Here is a 15,238-nt window from a genome sequence, read left to right as displayed (position 1 = left end):
GGTTAACCAGCCGAAGGCCATGGCCCGTTCTCGGGGAAGCAGAAGCGCAGGGCCTCGGCCGCCTCATCGAACGGCGGGGAGACATCCAGCCAGGGGGAACGGATGCGGGCAAAGGCACCGGCCGGGAAGTAGCGGGAGAGGCTGGAGTAGGAGGCGCCTCGGAGGCGGTCAGCCGGTAGGACCAGGCCGGCGGTGGCGACGCCGCTGCTGGCACAGCGGAAGCGGACTTTGCAGTAGCCGCTCATGGCTGCGCCGGCGGCGCCGGAGCCCCAACGGGGAGAGCCACAGCCTGCGAAGCCGTCAGCAGGAAGCGGTAGATCGTGCAGTCGGTTGCCAGGCAGTAGCCGGCAGCGTCGTGGTGCCTGGCGTAGCCGTACTCCTCATCGGCATCGACGCAGCTGGCGGAACGGGAGGAGAAGGTCTCCGCCCACCAGGCATCTGCGGCAGCGATCTCGTCGTCTTCCAGACCGGAGGGGTCGTCGTTGATGAAGTAGCAGGCCCAGTGGGTGGGCAGCAGGTAGCTCACCAGGGAGGGATGGCGGGCATCCCGCTCGCTCTTGCTCAGGAAGACGGGCTCGGGGGGACACAGGGGGGGATCTGGCAGGTAGCAGCTGGGGGAAGGCATGAAAGTCACAGCGTCAGAGGGACACAAAGAAGCCCCGCTCTGCGGCGGGGCGAACCAATCCAGGCGGACTTGAACCGCCTAACAGCGAAGCGCCCCCTGGTAGGGACACAGGGGGGCGCTCGCTGCGCCTTGCCTGCTACGCAGAGACCTCCAAGAGGTCTGGACTGCATGCAGGTGGATTGGGGAGGTGGATGGATTTCGTCGGGTGTTTTTGCCCTTCATTTCAGTCCCATCCGGAGACTGGAAGCCGGTTTTGCACCGCATCCCTGGTTAACCATCCTTGGGAAGATGGGGAGAGGAATGGAGATCGTGCTCGATCTCGCTGCGACGACTACACCGGGCCCCAATGGGCATAGGAAGGGCGTAGCGCGTCAGGGCCGCAAGGCCCCGCAGGAGGAAGTCTTAGCGACTATTGATACTGTCCTGCGCATCTATGGGCGCCTGTTGAGTGTTGGCGCTACGCTGGGGAGACTTAGTCACGGGAAGCCTGTTGACCCGCACAAAGGTGCGCACCGGCTCGATCCGTCCTCGGGCTATAGCTGCCCTCGTCCTCCCGCTAAACCCCTCCGTCGTTTGGCCGAACGAGTGTCTCTACTGGGCCGCATGCCCTGCGCTGAGCGGACTGGATACCGTCAGGCGACTCGTCTGCACCTACCGGTTGACGTCACAGCAGCCGGTGAAGACTGCGGATCCGTACAACATTGGGGGAGCGTTTCTATGTCATGGCGCAGCCGGGTCGGCCGCTAGCAATGCTGCATAAGCGTGGGGCGCATGTTGCGCTGATGTAGTGAAGAGGGATTAGGCTATTCGGCTCTCAGCATCAGGGCTGTAAGCCTGACCGGTGAGGGTGAGCGACTGCGGCGCAGTCCTGTCTCATCGGTTGAAAACAACATAGGGGGTAAGTGGCGGATAAGTCAAGTGATTGAGGAGGGCTAGGTGACTGTGAACTGCGCGTAGGTTGAGCTGCTGAATGATGACTGGAACGTAGCGCTAGACATACATCAATTAGAAAATGTATGTCGAGTGTTAGTCGTTATGCCAAGCGCGATCAGAGCACTCATTATCGAGTGGGCGTGGTGTTGCACGCCGCGGCCTCGATCGCTCCGGCTTCTCCTCACATGAACAGCGATCGATGAAAGGACACAGGGCTCGCGGCAGAAGCATGTGCCCAGCCATCCCGTGGCGACGTGCAGACAACGAGCGACCTATCTTGAAACGTATGTGGATGACCCAACAAGCAGCACTGGGAGCGGTTTTCTAGGGCCGCTTGGGAGTGCTACTCGCTTCTATCGATCCTTGGGCTGGGTCGACGTCATGCGCCGAGGGCATGAACTCAATCATGGCCAGCCGCTTCTCCATGGTCTCCATCTGCTCTGACATCTCTGCCCACCGGGCAGCAGATTCACGTCGCTCAACAACATGATTCATGGTATTGAGAATCAGCTTTGCGGCGCCTAGAGCAATCGATTCAGACTGAGAGGACAGCAGTTCTCTAGCCTTCTTGACCGCATCGCCATACCCCTGCTGCAACTCCTTGGTTGCCTCTGACTCCAGTTGCTGCAGCGCTTCATTCACCGCGCTGACATACGCAGGGTTCCGCCCCCATGAGAGCAGCGTCGTGTAGCCAATGTTCAGCTCCTGCGCGATTTGGCGGAGCTGCATACCCTCTGCCGTCATCAACACGGCCTTCCTTTGCCTGGGTTTCAGGGTGGATGAGGTCACAGCAGCTTCAATTCAAGTTGGATTTCATCAGGTTTGGCGGGCCTTCCAACGGCGGTAACATCCCGCAGCGCCATCTCGTTCAACCTGCTTCGGCTCACCGCTTCAGCCCACTGGTCGACCAGGGTGATGAGTGGGTGGGAGAGCCGATTGCTGAGGACATGCTTGGCTCCAGCCGCTTACTGACTAAGTATAAACTCCGAATCTGACACTAACAGTCTACCCCATAATGGCCTGCCACAGAAGTCCACGCCCGATCGAGTCTGATAGTCGGCCTGCGCCTCTTCGGGCGCTGATAATGCCAAATCCCCCCTTACATCACCGGCGGCAACTCAGCCACGTTTTCCTCTACTAGCGGGTGCAGGAAGCCAGGAGCCAGCACTGCATGCAGTGTGTTGCCACAGGATCGGCGCTCGAAGGACTCGAACCGATGTGGTAGATCGAGGCCATTAGGCATTACAGACCAGGTGTGATCCTCTCCGCACCATGGGCATCGCAGGGACGTCGTTCGGGAGGAGGCGCAACGCTACCAATGCAGACCGGTGCGGCAGCAGCCACGTCCACCCATGGCCAGGGCACACGGCACCGCCTCTTGCAGCCATCGCTAGGGGGAAGCCGTACCGTGAGCCTTTGCCGGGGCGATAGGGGATTCGCTCCTTTACTCACCGGCGGCATTCAGACAGGGGCAGGGCGGGCCAAGGGCTTGACGCCGAAACGCTCGACAGGGGGGCAGGGCGACCAGGCACCTTCACGCGCGCCGGCACCCCCCTCACACCAGCGCGGGGGGCGTAGCCCGTGATGCATCGTTTGGATGGTGACGGGCGCGTGACGGATCGGTGACGTCAAGAATCCAGTATTACCATGGGGTGTGATGGATGTGATGCTTTTCTTCTATTGAGATTTTTCCCTGGAAGGAAAGATACAGAGAAAGGGGTAAGCAAGGAGTAAGCCCCCCTCTGTGGATGGAGCGAATCGAGTTGGCAAAATCCGTAACATGCACCACACCCACTGGTACAACTGGGTTCTTGACATCACGGATCTGTCACCTGCCTGTCACGCCTTGCCGAGATCCGTCACAACCCACGGCACGACTGCCCCCCTGCACTCAACGCCTTCGGCCGCCGTCACGATGCCAACGAACGGCCACCGAGGTTCCGCTGAAGTGCAAATCGGATCAATCCAGGGATCTCAGTGTCCGCACTTCTGATCCGCATCCTTAGCATCGGGATCCGCGCCCCATCCCGAGTCCTGTACGGGGGCTGGGTCATCAGACCCGCTGGCAGCGGCAGCCCCAATTGATCGCGCAACAACCCCACCAGCGAGGATTTGAACCGTCTCAGCGACAGCTCGTTCCCCTTCAAGCCGTTAGCCGCCATCCAGTCGCGGTAGGAGGGGTAAGCGAACTTATAAAGCTTGAATTTTTCTGCATCGAGCTCGTATTCCTCACCTGGGGACATGGTGCCGATCTTGAGCTGATGGTACTTGCTGTCCTCATCAAGGGTGTCATCGAAAATCAGATGCTGCTCCGCCCACTCCGCAAGCGGGTTTGTCAACTGCGCATCGAGGAGGTCATCGAGATGGGCCAACCCTCCGGTTTCCTCCATGGCCTCCTTGGCCTCCTGAGGATCCATGGCCAATATCCAGGCCACGAATGCTCCCAGTTCGTCCGCCAGTTCGCCTTCCCAGTGATCAACCCGCCAGGAGAGCATGTCCCTCCGCTCTGCTAAAGGCACGGCCTGATCGAGGTGGATACTCCTCCGTCGGTTGAACACCGCCGACGAGTCGTCCTTCGCCTTGACCGCTGAGTTCCCCACCAGCATGACCAAGCCGCGGAAGGTGAAGTCAAACCGCTCGGTCGAGTTCTTGCGTTCAGCAACGATGGTGTCTCCACCGGTGAAGGCTTTAAGCCGCTCCAGCGGGCCTGCATAGTCCTGGCACTCCGCAAACAGCAGCAGCGCCGCCCCACGCGCTTTGAGAGTTTCGAATCGCTGGTTCTTGTCTTCCATTAGATGGAGCTGACTGCTGGCCGTACATTCCTTACCAACCAGTGCTTCCACCAGCCTCGCCAACGCCGACTTACCGGAGTCACCAACACCGGTCAACTCCACGAAGCCCTTGGCCCCCAGACGCCGTAGCGCGTTTGCGCAAGCCGCCCGAAACAACCGCTGATGATGCGGCTTTGGAAGCAACCGGTTGATACAAGCGAGAGTCTTCACGGGCAACTCATCCGGCCTGAACTCGTATGGCAGCACCCAGGTGTTGCCGTATTTCCGGTCATGGGGCAGCAGCTCCCCATCCGACAACCGGACAACCCCATTCCGCATGGGCAGCACGCCGTGCTGAACCACTGGATCAAGGGACAGTGCCCGCCGCCTCGGGTGATCGCGCAACTCGGCGATCAGGGCCGGGATCGCCTTGCTGCCAAGGCTCAGCTCGGAGCGCCATTGCATCGCCGCAACCCAACGCTGGAGAGGCTGCTCGATCGCCGTGCTCGCTTTCCCAGGCAACGGCAGCCAGCGGGTTCCCTCCCATTCATAGAGGCGCTCCTCAGCTCCCTCAACGACGTAATGCTCCTTAAACACGGACCACGCGATGATGGCCTGAATAGTTGCCACCTGCTTGTCGTGTGACCATTCCCACGACCACTTCTTTGCCTCCTGATCCCATTTGCAGCACTTCTTTGCTCGATCCGCTAGCAGCACTAGCGCTTCGCGCCCATGTCGCTGAAGAAAAGTGAGTAGAGTGTTCGCGCTAATTTCGGGGTCCAACCCACCCCGCGCTTGCGGTACCTCACAGGGAAGGTGGATCAGCCGGGGGTTCCCACCAACCCGAGCAATCTTCAACGCCAAATCTTTCAGTACCTTTGGCACCTTCACCATTGCCCGACTGCTCCAGCACAGGAACACCGTCCGGCCCTTGATGTCCTTGCCCTCCATCCTTTCAGCGATGGCGAACCCTTCGGCCATCAGGGCAGCCCGCTCCTCTTCGCTCTCTGCCCAGAACACCGCCGTCTCCCAGTCAATGTAAGGGTTGCCGGTGACCACCAGAGCGGGAGCCTCCACTTGAGTGGGTGCCTCCTCTGGAGGGGAAGCCACGGCCCCAGCATCCTGTTGCGGCCGTGGTGAAGCCAGTGCCTCGGTCAGAGCCTGCTGCTCCTGCTTGGCATTGTGCAGCGCCACCTCCGGCCCCACCTGCTTAAACTTCGCTGCCGGACGCCCAAAACTCCCCATGGCTGATTCCCCCGTGTACGCCCATCGAGTCGAAGGATCCACCTTCCCTTCGATCACATCGCCCAAGGTCAGATCCGTCGGCGGGCTGAAGCTTTTCCCGCGATAACACACCACCACCACCACCCCATCGGTGTTGTCGAAGATCGTGCAATCGGCGTCGGAATCCCGCCCACAGATCGGGCAGGGATCTTCCTCGCCTGAGTGCGACACGTCACCTTCAGCGGCGCGTACCCGGCCCACCGCCTCGGACTCGACCTTGGTGAGCTTCGGCAGAACCGCCTCAAGCTCCTCAATCGAGTAACGACGCTTCTCGTCCGCTCCATCCAGAATCTGGGCATAGCCAATGGCCTTGCCAGCCAGCGGGTTAACCGGCTCCCCCTTCTTCGCAGGCTTGGCGATGTAGAGCGATCCAGCCAACCGCATCGGCTGCGACCTGCCAACCACCGCTGGGTCCGAAGGGAAGCCTTTATCGCACGCCAGTTTCAACACCCGGCGAGCCGCCAGCTCCCCGCGGATCGGCTCCACCCCTTCTCTGAGCACCCAGTAGCTGTGGACGCTCTTCCCACCGGTGGCTACTTGAAAAGTGGGCTCTGGCAGGCCCAGCACCTCCCAAGCCCTGATCTGCCACTCAATCGGCTGGTCGTCCCACTCAGCCCTGATTGATCTGACCTCGGTGATATCGGCCTTCTTGTTGCCGCCGGGATTCGGCAATACAAAGGCAGCAGCCCCCAATAGCACGCGTGGCACCAACGCTAGTTTGATGGTGTCCCCCACATCTCGTTCGCCCTCCTTACCTTTGAAGCTGCGGCACAAGTAGACGTCTTTTGGGTTTACAGGCACCGTTCGGAACCGGACCTCGTCATGTCTCAGACCCAGTAACTTGATGTGGCGCAACGCTTCCTCGGTGCGGATGTAAAGCTCCGTGCTGAGACGCTCTTTCATTTTTAGTTTCGCTCGGGCGGCAGCTCCCAACGGCACATCCAAGACAGCGGGCACCACTGCGGCAGGCTGCATTTCCTTGCCCACCTGCTGGGAGGCAACGCCTTTCGGGAGATCGATCCGGTCGTTGCAGTCAGCCGGTTTGCGCCTCTTCGCTTTCTTTGCCGGCTCATCTGCCCGCACGGCCACCGCGATGTCTTTCCAGCCCTGGACAAAGCTCTTGGCCTTGTTGTCTCTTACACCGTTCTGGCCATTGCCATTCCCTTTGTGCTTCTTTGAGCTAGTACAGGGTCGCCCCGTGGAGGTGTCCGGTCCAGCCACGTTGATTTGGATGAGGTCGTTCATCAGCGGACACCTGCGGTAGCGGAACCTTCAGCGCCCTTGATGAATGGTGTCGGTCCAACCGGCGGTCGCGACCGGCTCCACCTAGGCGCCAGTGATATGACATGCCGATAACGCATTGGATCAAAGCCATTATCGCCAGCGCAGTCTGAGTCGCTGATCCAGCAATCCACCAATCCGTAGGGGGCAGCGCCGTGCTTCGCCCACCTGATGTAAGTGATGAGACCGCCTGCGGCACCTGTTAGCAACAGTGTCACCGCTACGCAGATAATGGCCTGGACTCCAGACTTGGCTGCAACCAAGATCCCAGCTGCCGCACACTTCAATCGATAGTCGGTGGCCTTCATGCCACCTTTCCCCGTCAGGTAGCACCTTGCTGTAAGCAGTTCATGTGCATGAAGGAGCTCTCGCTTTGACATGATCGGATGCAACAAGGTGGTTGGGAGTGGGGCCAGGCGCGTTGCACTTTGGCGTCCTCATTTGAACCGGGACTGAGCCAAGATGTGCACCCTTAAACCGTGCAAACCGTGCATTCCTTCTGAACCTGCACGGTTTGCACGGTTTGATTGCCTCCATTCGTTAATCCAATGGTCTCAAATATGTCTGTGCCATCTCATCTGCCATGCGTTCTTCTCCGACAGCCACAGACGACACCAAGCAGCTGTTCGATCTGATCAGTGCACAGCTGAATCTGATTCAGGCGCGTCTGGAGCTCAAGCCCAGACTCAGCAGCAGCCCCTGGCTCCCCCTGGCAGAGGCCGCAAGGGCCCTGCACTTCCCCAGCTCCCGTGCCTTGCGCGCGGCTATCGACCGTGGTCGCATCCCGCCCCAGTTCGTGAGCGCCACCACCGGCGACACCGGCAAGCGCAGGACGCTTTACGTGGACGTGGAGGGCTTCGCCTCACATCTGCGCAACAAGTGACGCCATCGAGGCGCTGTCGAACCACCGCTGATACAGAGATGTGTGCACCATCAGGGAATGACCGAGGCTCTTGGCCGCCAGTGACGGGCTGATCTGGGGGTTGTGAATCGCCCGCACCGCCCAGGCATGCCGCAGGTCGTACGCCTTGAACGGAGCCCCGAAGCGGCGCAACGCGACACCGAGCTGTGCTCCTACCGTCCGGTGGTCCCGATCGAGGCTGATGCCGGGGAGGCGCCTGCAGTCAAGCGACCAGCGATCGATCCATGCCTTCGGGAGTGGCAGCCCCTGGCGGGCTCCGGTCTTTCCCCCCACGATCGCTACGAGGCCATTGGATAGCACTTGGGACTTCATCAGCGCTTCATGGGGGCGGGTTCCATATGTGGCGCAGATGCCGGCAACCCACTGCCAGTCGGCCGGCAACGCATCGATCACCTCAACAATCACCACTTCAGAGGGCAGCTCACGCGGGGCGGCATCCTTCTGGGGGGTGTACCCCTTGCCGAGATCCTTCAGCTTCAGAACCGCGTCCGGCCCCAACTCGATCGCACGGGCCACCGCCACGGCAGCGATCGAAGCCCGACGCCGGTTGCGGCTCCCCACTGCCTTGCTCTCGACCAGAGCCGTCAGGACTGTCAGGTCAATCTTTTCCAAAGACAGGAGTGGCTTGAGGGGAGAGGCGTAGTCGGTGGCCCAGGAAACCGGGGCACTAACCCCCCGCCGGCGCTGCTGGTTCCACCATTGCTCGGTGCGGCGGATCGCCTCCACCCCGCTGATCGCGTCCCCGGCATCCCCAGCGCTCTTGTGGGGGCCAGCGAACCACCGATCGAAGGGGAAGGGATCCAGCCCCATCCGATGGAGCTCGATATCGCGGCCGAGCTCCTCGGCGAGCTTGCGGGCCTGCTCCACCCCTGAGGGATAGGCGATCGGGGTGCTGATGCGGTGCTGTTTCCAGGAGCCGTCGGGGAAGGGAAGCGTGCTCCTGAGGCGCATCCGCTTGCCTGAAGGTGTGACCTCAATCGCCACCGCGCAGCCCAGGTCCCTGAGAGCCCGGTTGACACGGGTCAGATACGGGTCCCTTGAGGGCATGGCGACCGTGCCTAAAACCGTGCCTAGTTTGGCCCCTTTTGTGCCCAAACGTGCCTAAGCCATGCCTAACTGGAAATCGGGTCCCGGCTCTTAGGACTGTTCAGGATCATTGTGCCGCAAGGCTTTTCAGCGATGGGGGCAGGGGGACTTGAACCCCCACAGCCTTGCGGCCTGCGGATTTTAAGTCCGCTGCGTCTACCAGTTTCGCCATGCCCCCGTGGGGAGATCCTAGATTCGCCCCACTTCGCGACATCCCCGGTGGCCCTGAGCAGCCTGCCGCTCGACACCCTCCTGGTGATCGGTGCCTACCTGGCCCTGGCCGGCGCCTACCTGCTGGTGGTGCCCCTGGCCCTCTACTGGTGGATGCACAAGCGCTGGTACGTGATGGGCAAGATCGAGCGCACTGCCATCTACGGGCTGGTGTTCCTGTTCTTTCCCGGGCTGATCCTGTTCGCCCCCTTCCTCAACCTGCGCATGGCGGGCCAGGGCGAGGCCTGAGCCGTGACCCGCGCACAGGCAATCCTGCTGGGCCTGGTGGTCTTCGCCATCGGCGGCGGTGGTTACTGGGTGTTCCGCTCCAGCGGCCTGGAGGGCTTCTCCCCCGGCATCGCCGCCTCGGCGCTGCTCATGCTGGTGGTGCTGGGCTGGACCGCCAGCTACCTGCTGCGGGTGGTGGGCGGCAAGATGACCTACATGGAGCAGCGGCGCCGTTACCGGGCCGCCTACGACGCCGTGACCGACGAGGAGCTCCAGCGCAAGTTCGACGCCATGAGCCCCGAGGAGCAGGCGAAGCTGCTGGCCGAGGTGGGGCAGCTCCAGGCCGATGCCGAGATGTGAGCCCCCCAGCGGCCCACGGACGACCCCATAGGCTCAGGAGCACCGTCCTGCCCTCCGGCCCGATGAGCGTCGCCGCCACCGCCGGCCCCAGCACCGCCCCCACCCTGATCCAGGAACGCTTCACCGCCCTGCGGGCCCAGGGGCGCTGCGCCCTGATGCCCTTCCTGATGGCGGGCGATCCCGATCTCTCGGTCACGGCCGCGAGCCTGCTGGCCCTGCAGGCCGCCGGCGCCGACCTGATCGAGCTGGGCATCCCCTACAGCGATCCCCTTGCCGACGGCCCGGTGATCCAGGCCGCCGCCAGCCGCGCCCTGGCGGCCGGCACCACGCCCGGCCGGGTGCTGGAGATGCTGGCCTCCCTGCGGGGCCGGCTCACCGTGCCGGTGGTGCTGTTCACCTACAGCAACCCCCTGCTCAACCGGGGCATGGACACCTTCTGCCGCGAGGCGGCCGCCGCTGGGGCCGCCGGGCTGGTGGTGCCCGATCTGCCCCTGGAGGAGGCCCAGAAGCTCTCCGCCATCGCCGCCGGCCACGACCTGGACCTGGTGCTGCTGGTGGCGCCCAACACCCCGGCCGAGCGCATGGCCCGCATCCATGCCGCCAGCCGCGGCTTCACCTACCTCGTGAGCGTCACCGGGGTGACGGGGGTGCGCACCAGCCTGGAAAACCGGGTGGGCCCCCTGGTGGGGCGGCTGCGAGAGCTGGGACCCACACCGGTGGCAGTGGGCTTCGGCATCGCCACCGGCGAGCAGGCCTTCCAGGTGCGCCGCTGGGGCGCCGATGGCGCCATCGTGGGCAGCGCCCTGGTCCGGCGCATGGCCGAGGCCCACCGGAGCGGCGCCGATGTGGCCGCCGATGCCGGCGCCTTCGTCGCCGAGCTGCGCACGGCCCTCGACCAGCCGCTCTGAGCCGCCCTCAGAGAGCAGGAGCGCAGGCGCCCAGGGCCAGCACCAGCAGCAGGACGGCGATCAGCGACGGGACAGGCATGGCCATGGGGCATCTCCCCCCATGATGGGCCGATGGAAGCCGATGCCCTGCCGTTCTCGCCCGCCTGCCTGCGCAACAAGGAGCCGATCCTGACGCTGCTGCGCCGCTGGCTGGCCCCCGGCGCCCGGGTGCTGGAGGTGGGCTCGGGCAGCGGCCAGCACGCCATCCACATGGCCCGCCATCTGCCGGGGGTCCGCTGGCAGCCAAGCGAGCGCCAGGAGGCCCTGGCCGGCCTGGCGGCACGCATCCGCCTGGAGGGCGGGGAGGGCCTGGCCGCGGGGGCGCAGGTGGCGCCACCGCTGGTGCTGGATGTGACCCAGCCCCACTGGCCCGCGGGCCCCTTCGAGGCGGTGTTCACGGCCAACACGCTGCACATCATGCCGGCGGCGGCGGTGCCCCAGCTGCTGGGCGGCAGCGCCCGGGTGCTGGCCGCTGACGGCCTGCTGCTGATCTACGGGCCGTTCCGCTATGGCGAGCGCCACACCGCCGCCAGCAACGAGGCCTTCAACGCCCACCTGCGCGATCTGGATCCGGCCATGGGGGTGCGCGACGCCGAGGCGATCCAGCGTGAGGCCGCCGCCCTGGGGCTGCAGCTAGAGGCCGATGCGGCGATGCCGGCCAACAACCGGCTGCTGGTGTTTCAGAAGAACGGCGAAGGGCGCGGGAGATGAAAGGCTGAGGGGCGTTCACTCCCGACCCGGCGGCCGCCGCCGTTCGCCCATGAAATTCGTCCTCTGGGGCACCTACTGCGCCGATGTGCTCGAGCGCCGCACCCCTTTCCGGGAGGAGCATCTGGCCGGACTGAAGCGTCAGAAGGAGGAGGGCGTGCTGCTCACCCTGGGGCCCACGGCCGACACCCGCTTCGTGTTCGGCCTCTACGAGGCCGACGACCGGGAGACGGTGGAGAGCCTCGTCAAGGGTGACATCTACTGGCGACAAGACATCTGGACCGCCGTGGAGGTCCACCCGTGGATCCAGGCCTTCTGAGCCTGCGGGGGATCAGGCCCGGGGCCAGCCGTCCAGGGCCTGCTGCCACACCCAGGCCGCCACCGCCTCCGGCCCGCCCTCGCCCAGGGACTGGGCATAGCCACCCATCTGGCCGGTACCACCGGCGGCGATGGCGGCGATGGCGTCCGGGGAGGCGACGCCGTTGCGCTCCAGGGCCCCCAGTTTGAGGGTCTTGCCACGGCGGATGATGTTGCCCCCCTGGAGATGGCAGCCTGCGCAATGGGCCTGAAACAGGGAGCCGCCCGCCTCGAGAACGCTCACCTGAAGGACGCTGCCGCCGATGGCCTCCGACTCAGGAGGGGGGGATGCGGACAGGGGCGGTGACACAGCGAAGGCCGCCCTGGGAAAACCGAGGGCGGCCGAAGGCATGAACAGGCCCAACAGCAACAGGGCCACCAGAAACGACACCAGACGACCCCAGATGATCAATCCTCGTCGTCGGCGCTGCCGGCGGGGATCAGGCGGATCTGCTTGCGGCCCAACTTGATCTCGAACTCATCGCCTGGCTTGAGATCCAGCATGGCGGTGTAGGCCTTGCCGATGAGCAGGTTGCCGTTGCCCTGCACCGTGGCCACGTAGCTGAGCTTGCGCCCGCCCTTGCCCACCTTGCCGGCCGCACCGAACTCGACACCCTTGGCTTCGAGCAGGGCCTCGTAGAAGGCGGTGAAGTTCAGGCGCTCAGCGCCATCCTTCTTGGTGGAAACATAGCCACAGGCCCGAACGATCTCGGACTTGCCGACATCGCCGAGCTCCTTGACCTTGGCCAGCAATTCCGATCCAGTCAGCATGGGATGTAGGTGGAGGCTGTTGTGAGGTTAGATGTAAAACATACACCAGCGCGATCTGCCTTCCGCCGATAGCGGCCTCCGTCAATGCACAACCACCGCCTCGATGCTGCCGATCCGTCCGCTCCGTCCCGATGATTGCCAGCAGCTGATCGCCGTATATCACGAAGCGGTCATCAGCCAGGCCGGGAACCTCTACAGCCCGTCACAGATCGAGGCCTGGTCGCAACAGGCCGGTCGCAATGATGCCTTCCGGTCGTCATTGCTGCGCGGCCATGGGTTGGTGAGCACCACCCTCAATGACGACACGATCATCGAGGCGTTTGCCCTTCTCGATCCCGTCGACCGGCTCGCCCTGCTCTATTGCCGGGGCCGCTCGAGTCGCCAGGGCAGGGCCAGCGCCCTGCTGGAGGCCCTGGAACGGCACGCCCGCTCCCGGGGGGTGGCTCGCCTGCGCACCGAGGCCAGCCAGCTCTCCCGGCCGCTGCTGGAGCGGCGGGGCTGGGTGGTGGACGCCGAGGAGATGGTGACGCTCGGCGGCGTGGCGTTCCTGCGCTGGCGGATGGGCAAGGATCTGCTCTGACACCTGTCCTGCGCCCGATGGCCGAAGCCCAGCTGCAGCAGTTCCTGGACAAAGTGCGCCAGCTCCAGGCCTTCGTGGCCCTGAGCGAGGCCGACCCCGCCCTGCGCCAGGCCCTGCGGGACTGCGGTGACCACCATCAGGTGGTGGCCCTGGCCCGCTCCCGCGGCTTCGAGATCGGCCGCCGCTGGGGGGAGACGCCGCCGGAAGAGGGGCCCGCGGCCGACGTGGCGGATGGCGGGGCCTCCCTGGTGCGGGGCCCCTGCCCCGCCGACGGGGAGGAGCTCACCACCGTCCTGCTGCAGACCCCCCAGCTGCGTCTGGAGCGGATCCACTCCTGCAACGCCCGCAGCCCCGACGGCTTCTGGTACGACCAGAGGGAGCATGAATGGGTGCTGCTGCTGCAGGGGAGTGCCCGGCTGCAGTTCAACGATGAGGCCGAACCCCGTGCCCTCGCCTGCGGTGATGCCCTGCTGATCAGTGCGGGCCGTCGGCACCGACTGCTGGCGAGTGACCCGCCGCCTGGAACGATCTGGCTGGCCCTGTTCTGGCCAGCTCTTCCCGTTCCCTGACCTCCCGCTCATTCGCCTCCCGCTCATTGATCTGGCGCACCATCCAGAAGGCGGCCGCCAGGCACAGCACCGCCACCCCCAGGCCCACCACCAGCATCGGCTTGTTCTCGGCATTCGGAGGAAGCACGATCACCTTCCGTGCCACGGCGGTGATCGCCGTGAGCAGCACCAACTCGATCTGCACCACATGGCGGCGCAGGTAGGAGGTGATGTTCTGCAGGACCTCGATGGCGATCAGCAGGTTGAGCAGATCACCCAGCACGGCGATGAGCCCCTCCCCCTCCCAGCGCACGGCGGGATCGACCAGCTGGAAGAGCAGTTCAACGGAGAACTTGAGGGCGGCCACCACCAGGACCAGGAACAGCATCACGGCCAGGAGCTTGGCCACTAGGCGCTCACCCCGGTCGATCAGGTGGAGGAAGGGCCTGTCCTGGAAAATCCGCTGCAGACGTCGCATCAGTTCTTGAAGGGCTGGAAGTTCGGCTGGGCCGGTGTGTCACTGGGGGGATTCTCGATCACCGTGTCGCAGGTGATGGAGCCGTCCGGCCCGGTGACGCAGTTGGTGGGCTTGATCTGGGTTTCCGGGCCCACATTGCCACCGCGCTTGAGCATGAAGGACTCCACCTGGGCCTGGGCCGCGGGGGAGAAACAGAGACCACTGACCAGGGCGGCGGCGGCCCCCATGGACCAGGGAAGGACGCGGAGGGAGACGGCGGAGGCGTTCATGGCGGTGGGCGTCGGCAGGGGCCGCAGGATCGTTCAGCCCCCACTCTGGAGGCTGGTCGCCTGGCCCGCCAGCACGGATCGCCAGGCCGTTCAGGCCCCGCCGTCCGCCCGGATCTCCTGCAGCAGCAGGTCGAGCTGTCCCATCGAATCCTGGAGCAGGCCATCGTCTCCAGCGGGGTCCGCAGCGCCGCCGGGCTCCTCGCAGAGCCAACCGGCCTCGATGGCACAGAGCCGTTCCGCCAGACCGGCCGCCCCCTCGCGGCAGTAGGTGCGATGCAGTTCGTCGATCAGCACCGGCATGCGGATCGAACCGGCCCGCAGGGCCCGCCGCAGGTCGGACTGGGTGCGGCCACTGAGGCGCAGCCAGTCCTTGAGGAGGCTCTGCAGCTCGTCGAGCTGCTCCGGGCTGAGGGTGGGGGCGGAGGCGGGCATCGCCGGACCCTACCCCTGCCGGCGGGGCAGGGGAAACCAGCGGTCGAGCCGGCTCTGGGCCCGGGCGCGGATCGCCGGGGTGCGATGGGTGCCGCACAGCCCCAGAAGGGCGGTGAGAGCCACCATGTCGTCACTGAAGCCGGCCGCCGGGATGAAATCGGGGATCACATCCAGGGGCAGCAGCAGGTAGGTGAGGGCCGCCAGGACGGTCAGCCGCACCTGGGGCGGCGTGGCGCCATCGAGCAGCAGCTCCAGGCACTCGAAGGCGGGGCGGGCGATGGTGCGGCCGGCGCGGCGCAGCAGCCGCACCAGCAGGGCCTCGTCGACCACCGAACTCTCGAGCACCTCGGCGTCGACGGGGTCGTGGCCGGCGCCCCTCTGGTGAGGGGTGTCCTGGTCAGCGAAGGCAGTGGCCGAAGGGGCACCAGCCATGGCGATCTGCTCGGGA

Annotated in this window: 19 protein-coding genes and 1 tRNA gene; 8 read left to right on the top strand and 12 right to left on the bottom strand. The window is 64.6% G+C overall.

Going from position 1 to position 15,238, the window contains the following annotated elements:
* Positions 1-2: 2 nt before the first annotated feature.
* The 4 genes from CYAGR_RS15825 to CYAGR_RS15810 form a co-directional block, all read right to left on the bottom strand.
* Entirely contained in the window at positions 3-245 is a 243-nt protein-coding gene (locus tag CYAGR_RS15825; RefSeq protein ID WP_015110856.1) for a hypothetical protein, read from the bottom strand.
* The gene (locus CYAGR_RS15820; protein WP_015110855.1) at positions 242-625 is read right to left on the bottom strand and encodes a DUF6926 domain-containing protein; all 384 of its coding nucleotides are present in this window, start codon (positions 623-625) and stop codon (positions 242-244) included. Before CYAGR_RS15820 ends, CYAGR_RS15825 begins: the two co-directional genes overlap by 4 nt.
* Before the next feature lie 1,257 nt (positions 626-1,882).
* On the bottom strand, positions 1,883-2,347 hold the full coding sequence (locus tag CYAGR_RS15815; RefSeq protein ID WP_156818498.1) for an RNA polymerase subunit sigma-70: 465 nt from the start codon (positions 2,345-2,347) through the stop codon (positions 1,883-1,885).
* A gap of 1,121 nt (positions 2,348-3,468) precedes the next feature.
* The gene (locus CYAGR_RS15810; RefSeq protein WP_015110853.1) at positions 3,469-6,858 is read right to left on the bottom strand and encodes a DNA primase family protein; all 3,390 of its coding nucleotides are present in this window, start codon (positions 6,856-6,858) and stop codon (positions 3,469-3,471) included.
* A 619-nt stretch (positions 6,859-7,477) separates the two neighbouring features.
* On the opposite strand from CYAGR_RS15810, the gene CYAGR_RS15800 reads away from it, so the two are divergent.
* Positions 7,478-7,777 carry a hypothetical protein gene (locus tag CYAGR_RS15800; protein ID WP_015110852.1) on the top strand — a complete coding sequence of 100 codons (300 nt, stop codon included), beginning with the start codon at positions 7,478-7,480 and terminating at the stop codon, positions 7,775-7,777.
* Here CYAGR_RS15800 and CYAGR_RS15795 read toward each other — a convergent pair.
* Both CYAGR_RS15795 and CYAGR_RS15790 read right to left on the bottom strand, forming a co-directional pair.
* Positions 7,757-8,911 (bottom strand): site-specific integrase, encoded by a 1,155-nt coding sequence (locus CYAGR_RS15795; RefSeq protein WP_245552552.1) that lies wholly within the window; start codon positions 8,909-8,911, stop codon positions 7,757-7,759. The two genes, CYAGR_RS15800 and CYAGR_RS15795, sit on opposite strands and share 21 nt — an antisense overlap.
* 85 nt (positions 8,912-8,996) lie before the next feature.
* A tRNA-Leu gene (locus CYAGR_RS15790) sits at positions 8,997-9,080 on the bottom strand.
* A 41-nt stretch (positions 9,081-9,121) separates the two neighbouring features.
* Between CYAGR_RS15790 and CYAGR_RS15785 the strand changes: the two genes are divergently transcribed.
* From CYAGR_RS15785 to CYAGR_RS15765, 5 genes are all read left to right on the top strand, one after another.
* Complete coding sequence (locus tag CYAGR_RS15785; protein WP_015110850.1) at positions 9,122-9,361, top strand: NAD(P)H-quinone oxidoreductase subunit L; 240 nt, start codon at positions 9,122-9,124, stop codon at positions 9,359-9,361.
* Between the two features lie 3 nt (positions 9,362-9,364).
* Positions 9,365-9,700 carry a DUF3007 family protein gene (locus tag CYAGR_RS15780; protein WP_015110849.1) on the top strand — a complete coding sequence of 112 codons (336 nt, stop codon included), beginning with the start codon at positions 9,365-9,367 and terminating at the stop codon, positions 9,698-9,700.
* Between the two features lie 62 nt (positions 9,701-9,762).
* Positions 9,763-10,608: a tryptophan synthase subunit alpha gene (gene trpA, locus CYAGR_RS15775; protein WP_015110848.1), complete on the top strand. Its 846-nt coding sequence runs from the start codon at positions 9,763-9,765 to the stop codon at positions 10,606-10,608.
* Between the two features lie 111 nt (positions 10,609-10,719).
* Positions 10,720-11,358 (top strand): DUF938 domain-containing protein, encoded by a 639-nt coding sequence (locus CYAGR_RS15770; protein WP_015110847.1) that lies wholly within the window; start codon positions 10,720-10,722, stop codon positions 11,356-11,358.
* A 49-nt stretch (positions 11,359-11,407) separates the two neighbouring features.
* Complete coding sequence (locus CYAGR_RS15765; protein WP_015110846.1) at positions 11,408-11,674, top strand: YciI family protein; 267 nt, start codon at positions 11,408-11,410, stop codon at positions 11,672-11,674.
* A gap of 12 nt (positions 11,675-11,686) precedes the next feature.
* On the opposite strand, the gene CYAGR_RS15760 is transcribed toward CYAGR_RS15765, so the two are convergent.
* Entirely contained in the window at positions 11,687-12,103 is a 417-nt protein-coding gene (locus CYAGR_RS15760; RefSeq protein ID WP_245552551.1) for a c-type cytochrome, read from the bottom strand.
* 17 nt (positions 12,104-12,120) lie between these two features.
* The gene (locus CYAGR_RS15755) at positions 12,121-12,483 is read right to left on the bottom strand and encodes an AbrB family transcriptional regulator (protein ID WP_015110844.1); all 363 of its coding nucleotides are present in this window, start codon (positions 12,481-12,483) and stop codon (positions 12,121-12,123) included.
* 103 nt (positions 12,484-12,586) lie between these two features.
* On the opposite strand from CYAGR_RS15755, the gene CYAGR_RS15750 reads away from it, so the two are divergent.
* Positions 12,587-13,063: a GNAT family N-acetyltransferase gene (locus tag CYAGR_RS15750; RefSeq protein WP_015110843.1), complete on the top strand. Its 477-nt coding sequence runs from the start codon at positions 12,587-12,589 to the stop codon at positions 13,061-13,063.
* Positions 13,064-13,080: 17 nt separating this feature from the next.
* Positions 13,081-13,632, top strand: coding sequence for a Nif11 domain/cupin domain-containing protein (locus tag CYAGR_RS15745; RefSeq protein WP_015110842.1), 552 nt, complete (start codon positions 13,081-13,083; stop codon positions 13,630-13,632).
* On the opposite strand, the gene CYAGR_RS15740 is transcribed toward CYAGR_RS15745, so the two are convergent.
* From CYAGR_RS15740 to CYAGR_RS15725, 4 genes are all read right to left on the bottom strand, one after another.
* Positions 13,538-14,089, bottom strand: a complete 552-nt coding sequence (locus CYAGR_RS15740) for a phosphate-starvation-inducible PsiE family protein (RefSeq protein WP_015110841.1) — start codon at positions 14,087-14,089, stop codon at positions 13,538-13,540. The genes CYAGR_RS15745 and CYAGR_RS15740 overlap by 95 nt on opposite strands.
* Positions 14,089-14,358, bottom strand: a complete 270-nt coding sequence (locus tag CYAGR_RS15735) for a hypothetical protein (protein WP_015110840.1) — start codon at positions 14,356-14,358, stop codon at positions 14,089-14,091. The genes CYAGR_RS15740 and CYAGR_RS15735 overlap by 1 nt, the downstream gene beginning before the upstream one ends.
* Positions 14,359-14,448: 90 nt before the next feature.
* Entirely contained in the window at positions 14,449-14,790 is a 342-nt protein-coding gene (locus CYAGR_RS15730; protein WP_015110839.1) for a hypothetical protein, read from the bottom strand.
* Between the two features lie 9 nt (positions 14,791-14,799).
* Positions 14,800-15,222, bottom strand: coding sequence for a YkvA family protein (locus CYAGR_RS15725; RefSeq protein ID WP_015110838.1), 423 nt, complete (start codon positions 15,220-15,222; stop codon positions 14,800-14,802).
* Positions 15,223-15,238 lie beyond the last annotated feature (16 nt).

It is taken from the genome of Cyanobium gracile PCC 6307 (genome assembly GCF_000316515.1).
Classification (GTDB): Bacteria; Cyanobacteriota; Cyanobacteriia; order PCC-6307; family Cyanobiaceae; genus Cyanobium; species Cyanobium gracile.
Note: the sequence above shows the minus strand (reverse complement) of the source record. Positions and strands in the feature narration are given on the sequence as shown.

Bases quoted from the DNA above. Each gene is read 5' to 3' on its own strand.
- CYAGR_RS15825 (WP_015110856.1), bottom strand. From the start codon at position 245: ATGAGCGGCTACTGCAAAGTCCGCTTCCGCTGTGCCAGCAGCGGCGTC.
- CYAGR_RS15820 (WP_015110855.1), bottom strand. From the start codon at position 625: ATGCCTTCCCCCAGCTGCTACCTGCCAGATCCCCCCCTGTGTCCCCCC.
- CYAGR_RS15810 (WP_015110853.1), bottom strand. From the start codon at position 6,858: ATGAACGACCTCATCCAAATCAACGTGGCTGGACCGGACACCTCCACG.
- CYAGR_RS15800 (WP_015110852.1), top strand. From the start codon at position 7,478: ATGCGTTCTTCTCCGACAGCCACAGACGACACCAAGCAGCTGTTCGAT.
- trpA (WP_015110848.1), top strand. From the start codon at position 9,763: ATGAGCGTCGCCGCCACCGCCGGCCCCAGCACCGCCCCCACCCTGATC.
- CYAGR_RS15770 (WP_015110847.1), top strand. From the start codon at position 10,720: ATGGAAGCCGATGCCCTGCCGTTCTCGCCCGCCTGCCTGCGCAACAAG.
- CYAGR_RS15765 (WP_015110846.1), top strand. From the start codon at position 11,408: ATGAAATTCGTCCTCTGGGGCACCTACTGCGCCGATGTGCTCGAGCGC.
- CYAGR_RS15755 (WP_015110844.1), bottom strand. From the start codon at position 12,483: ATGCTGACTGGATCGGAATTGCTGGCCAAGGTCAAGGAGCTCGGCGAT.
- CYAGR_RS15750 (WP_015110843.1), top strand. From the start codon at position 12,587: ATGCTGCCGATCCGTCCGCTCCGTCCCGATGATTGCCAGCAGCTGATC.
- CYAGR_RS15745 (WP_015110842.1), top strand. From the start codon at position 13,081: ATGGCCGAAGCCCAGCTGCAGCAGTTCCTGGACAAAGTGCGCCAGCTC.
- CYAGR_RS15740 (WP_015110841.1), bottom strand. From the start codon at position 14,089: ATGCGACGTCTGCAGCGGATTTTCCAGGACAGGCCCTTCCTCCACCTG.
- CYAGR_RS15735 (WP_015110840.1), bottom strand. From the start codon at position 14,358: ATGAACGCCTCCGCCGTCTCCCTCCGCGTCCTTCCCTGGTCCATGGGG.
- CYAGR_RS15730 (WP_015110839.1), bottom strand. From the start codon at position 14,790: ATGCCCGCCTCCGCCCCCACCCTCAGCCCGGAGCAGCTCGACGAGCTG.
- CYAGR_RS15725 (WP_015110838.1), bottom strand. From the start codon at position 15,222: ATGGCTGGTGCCCCTTCGGCCACTGCCTTCGCTGACCAGGACACCCCT.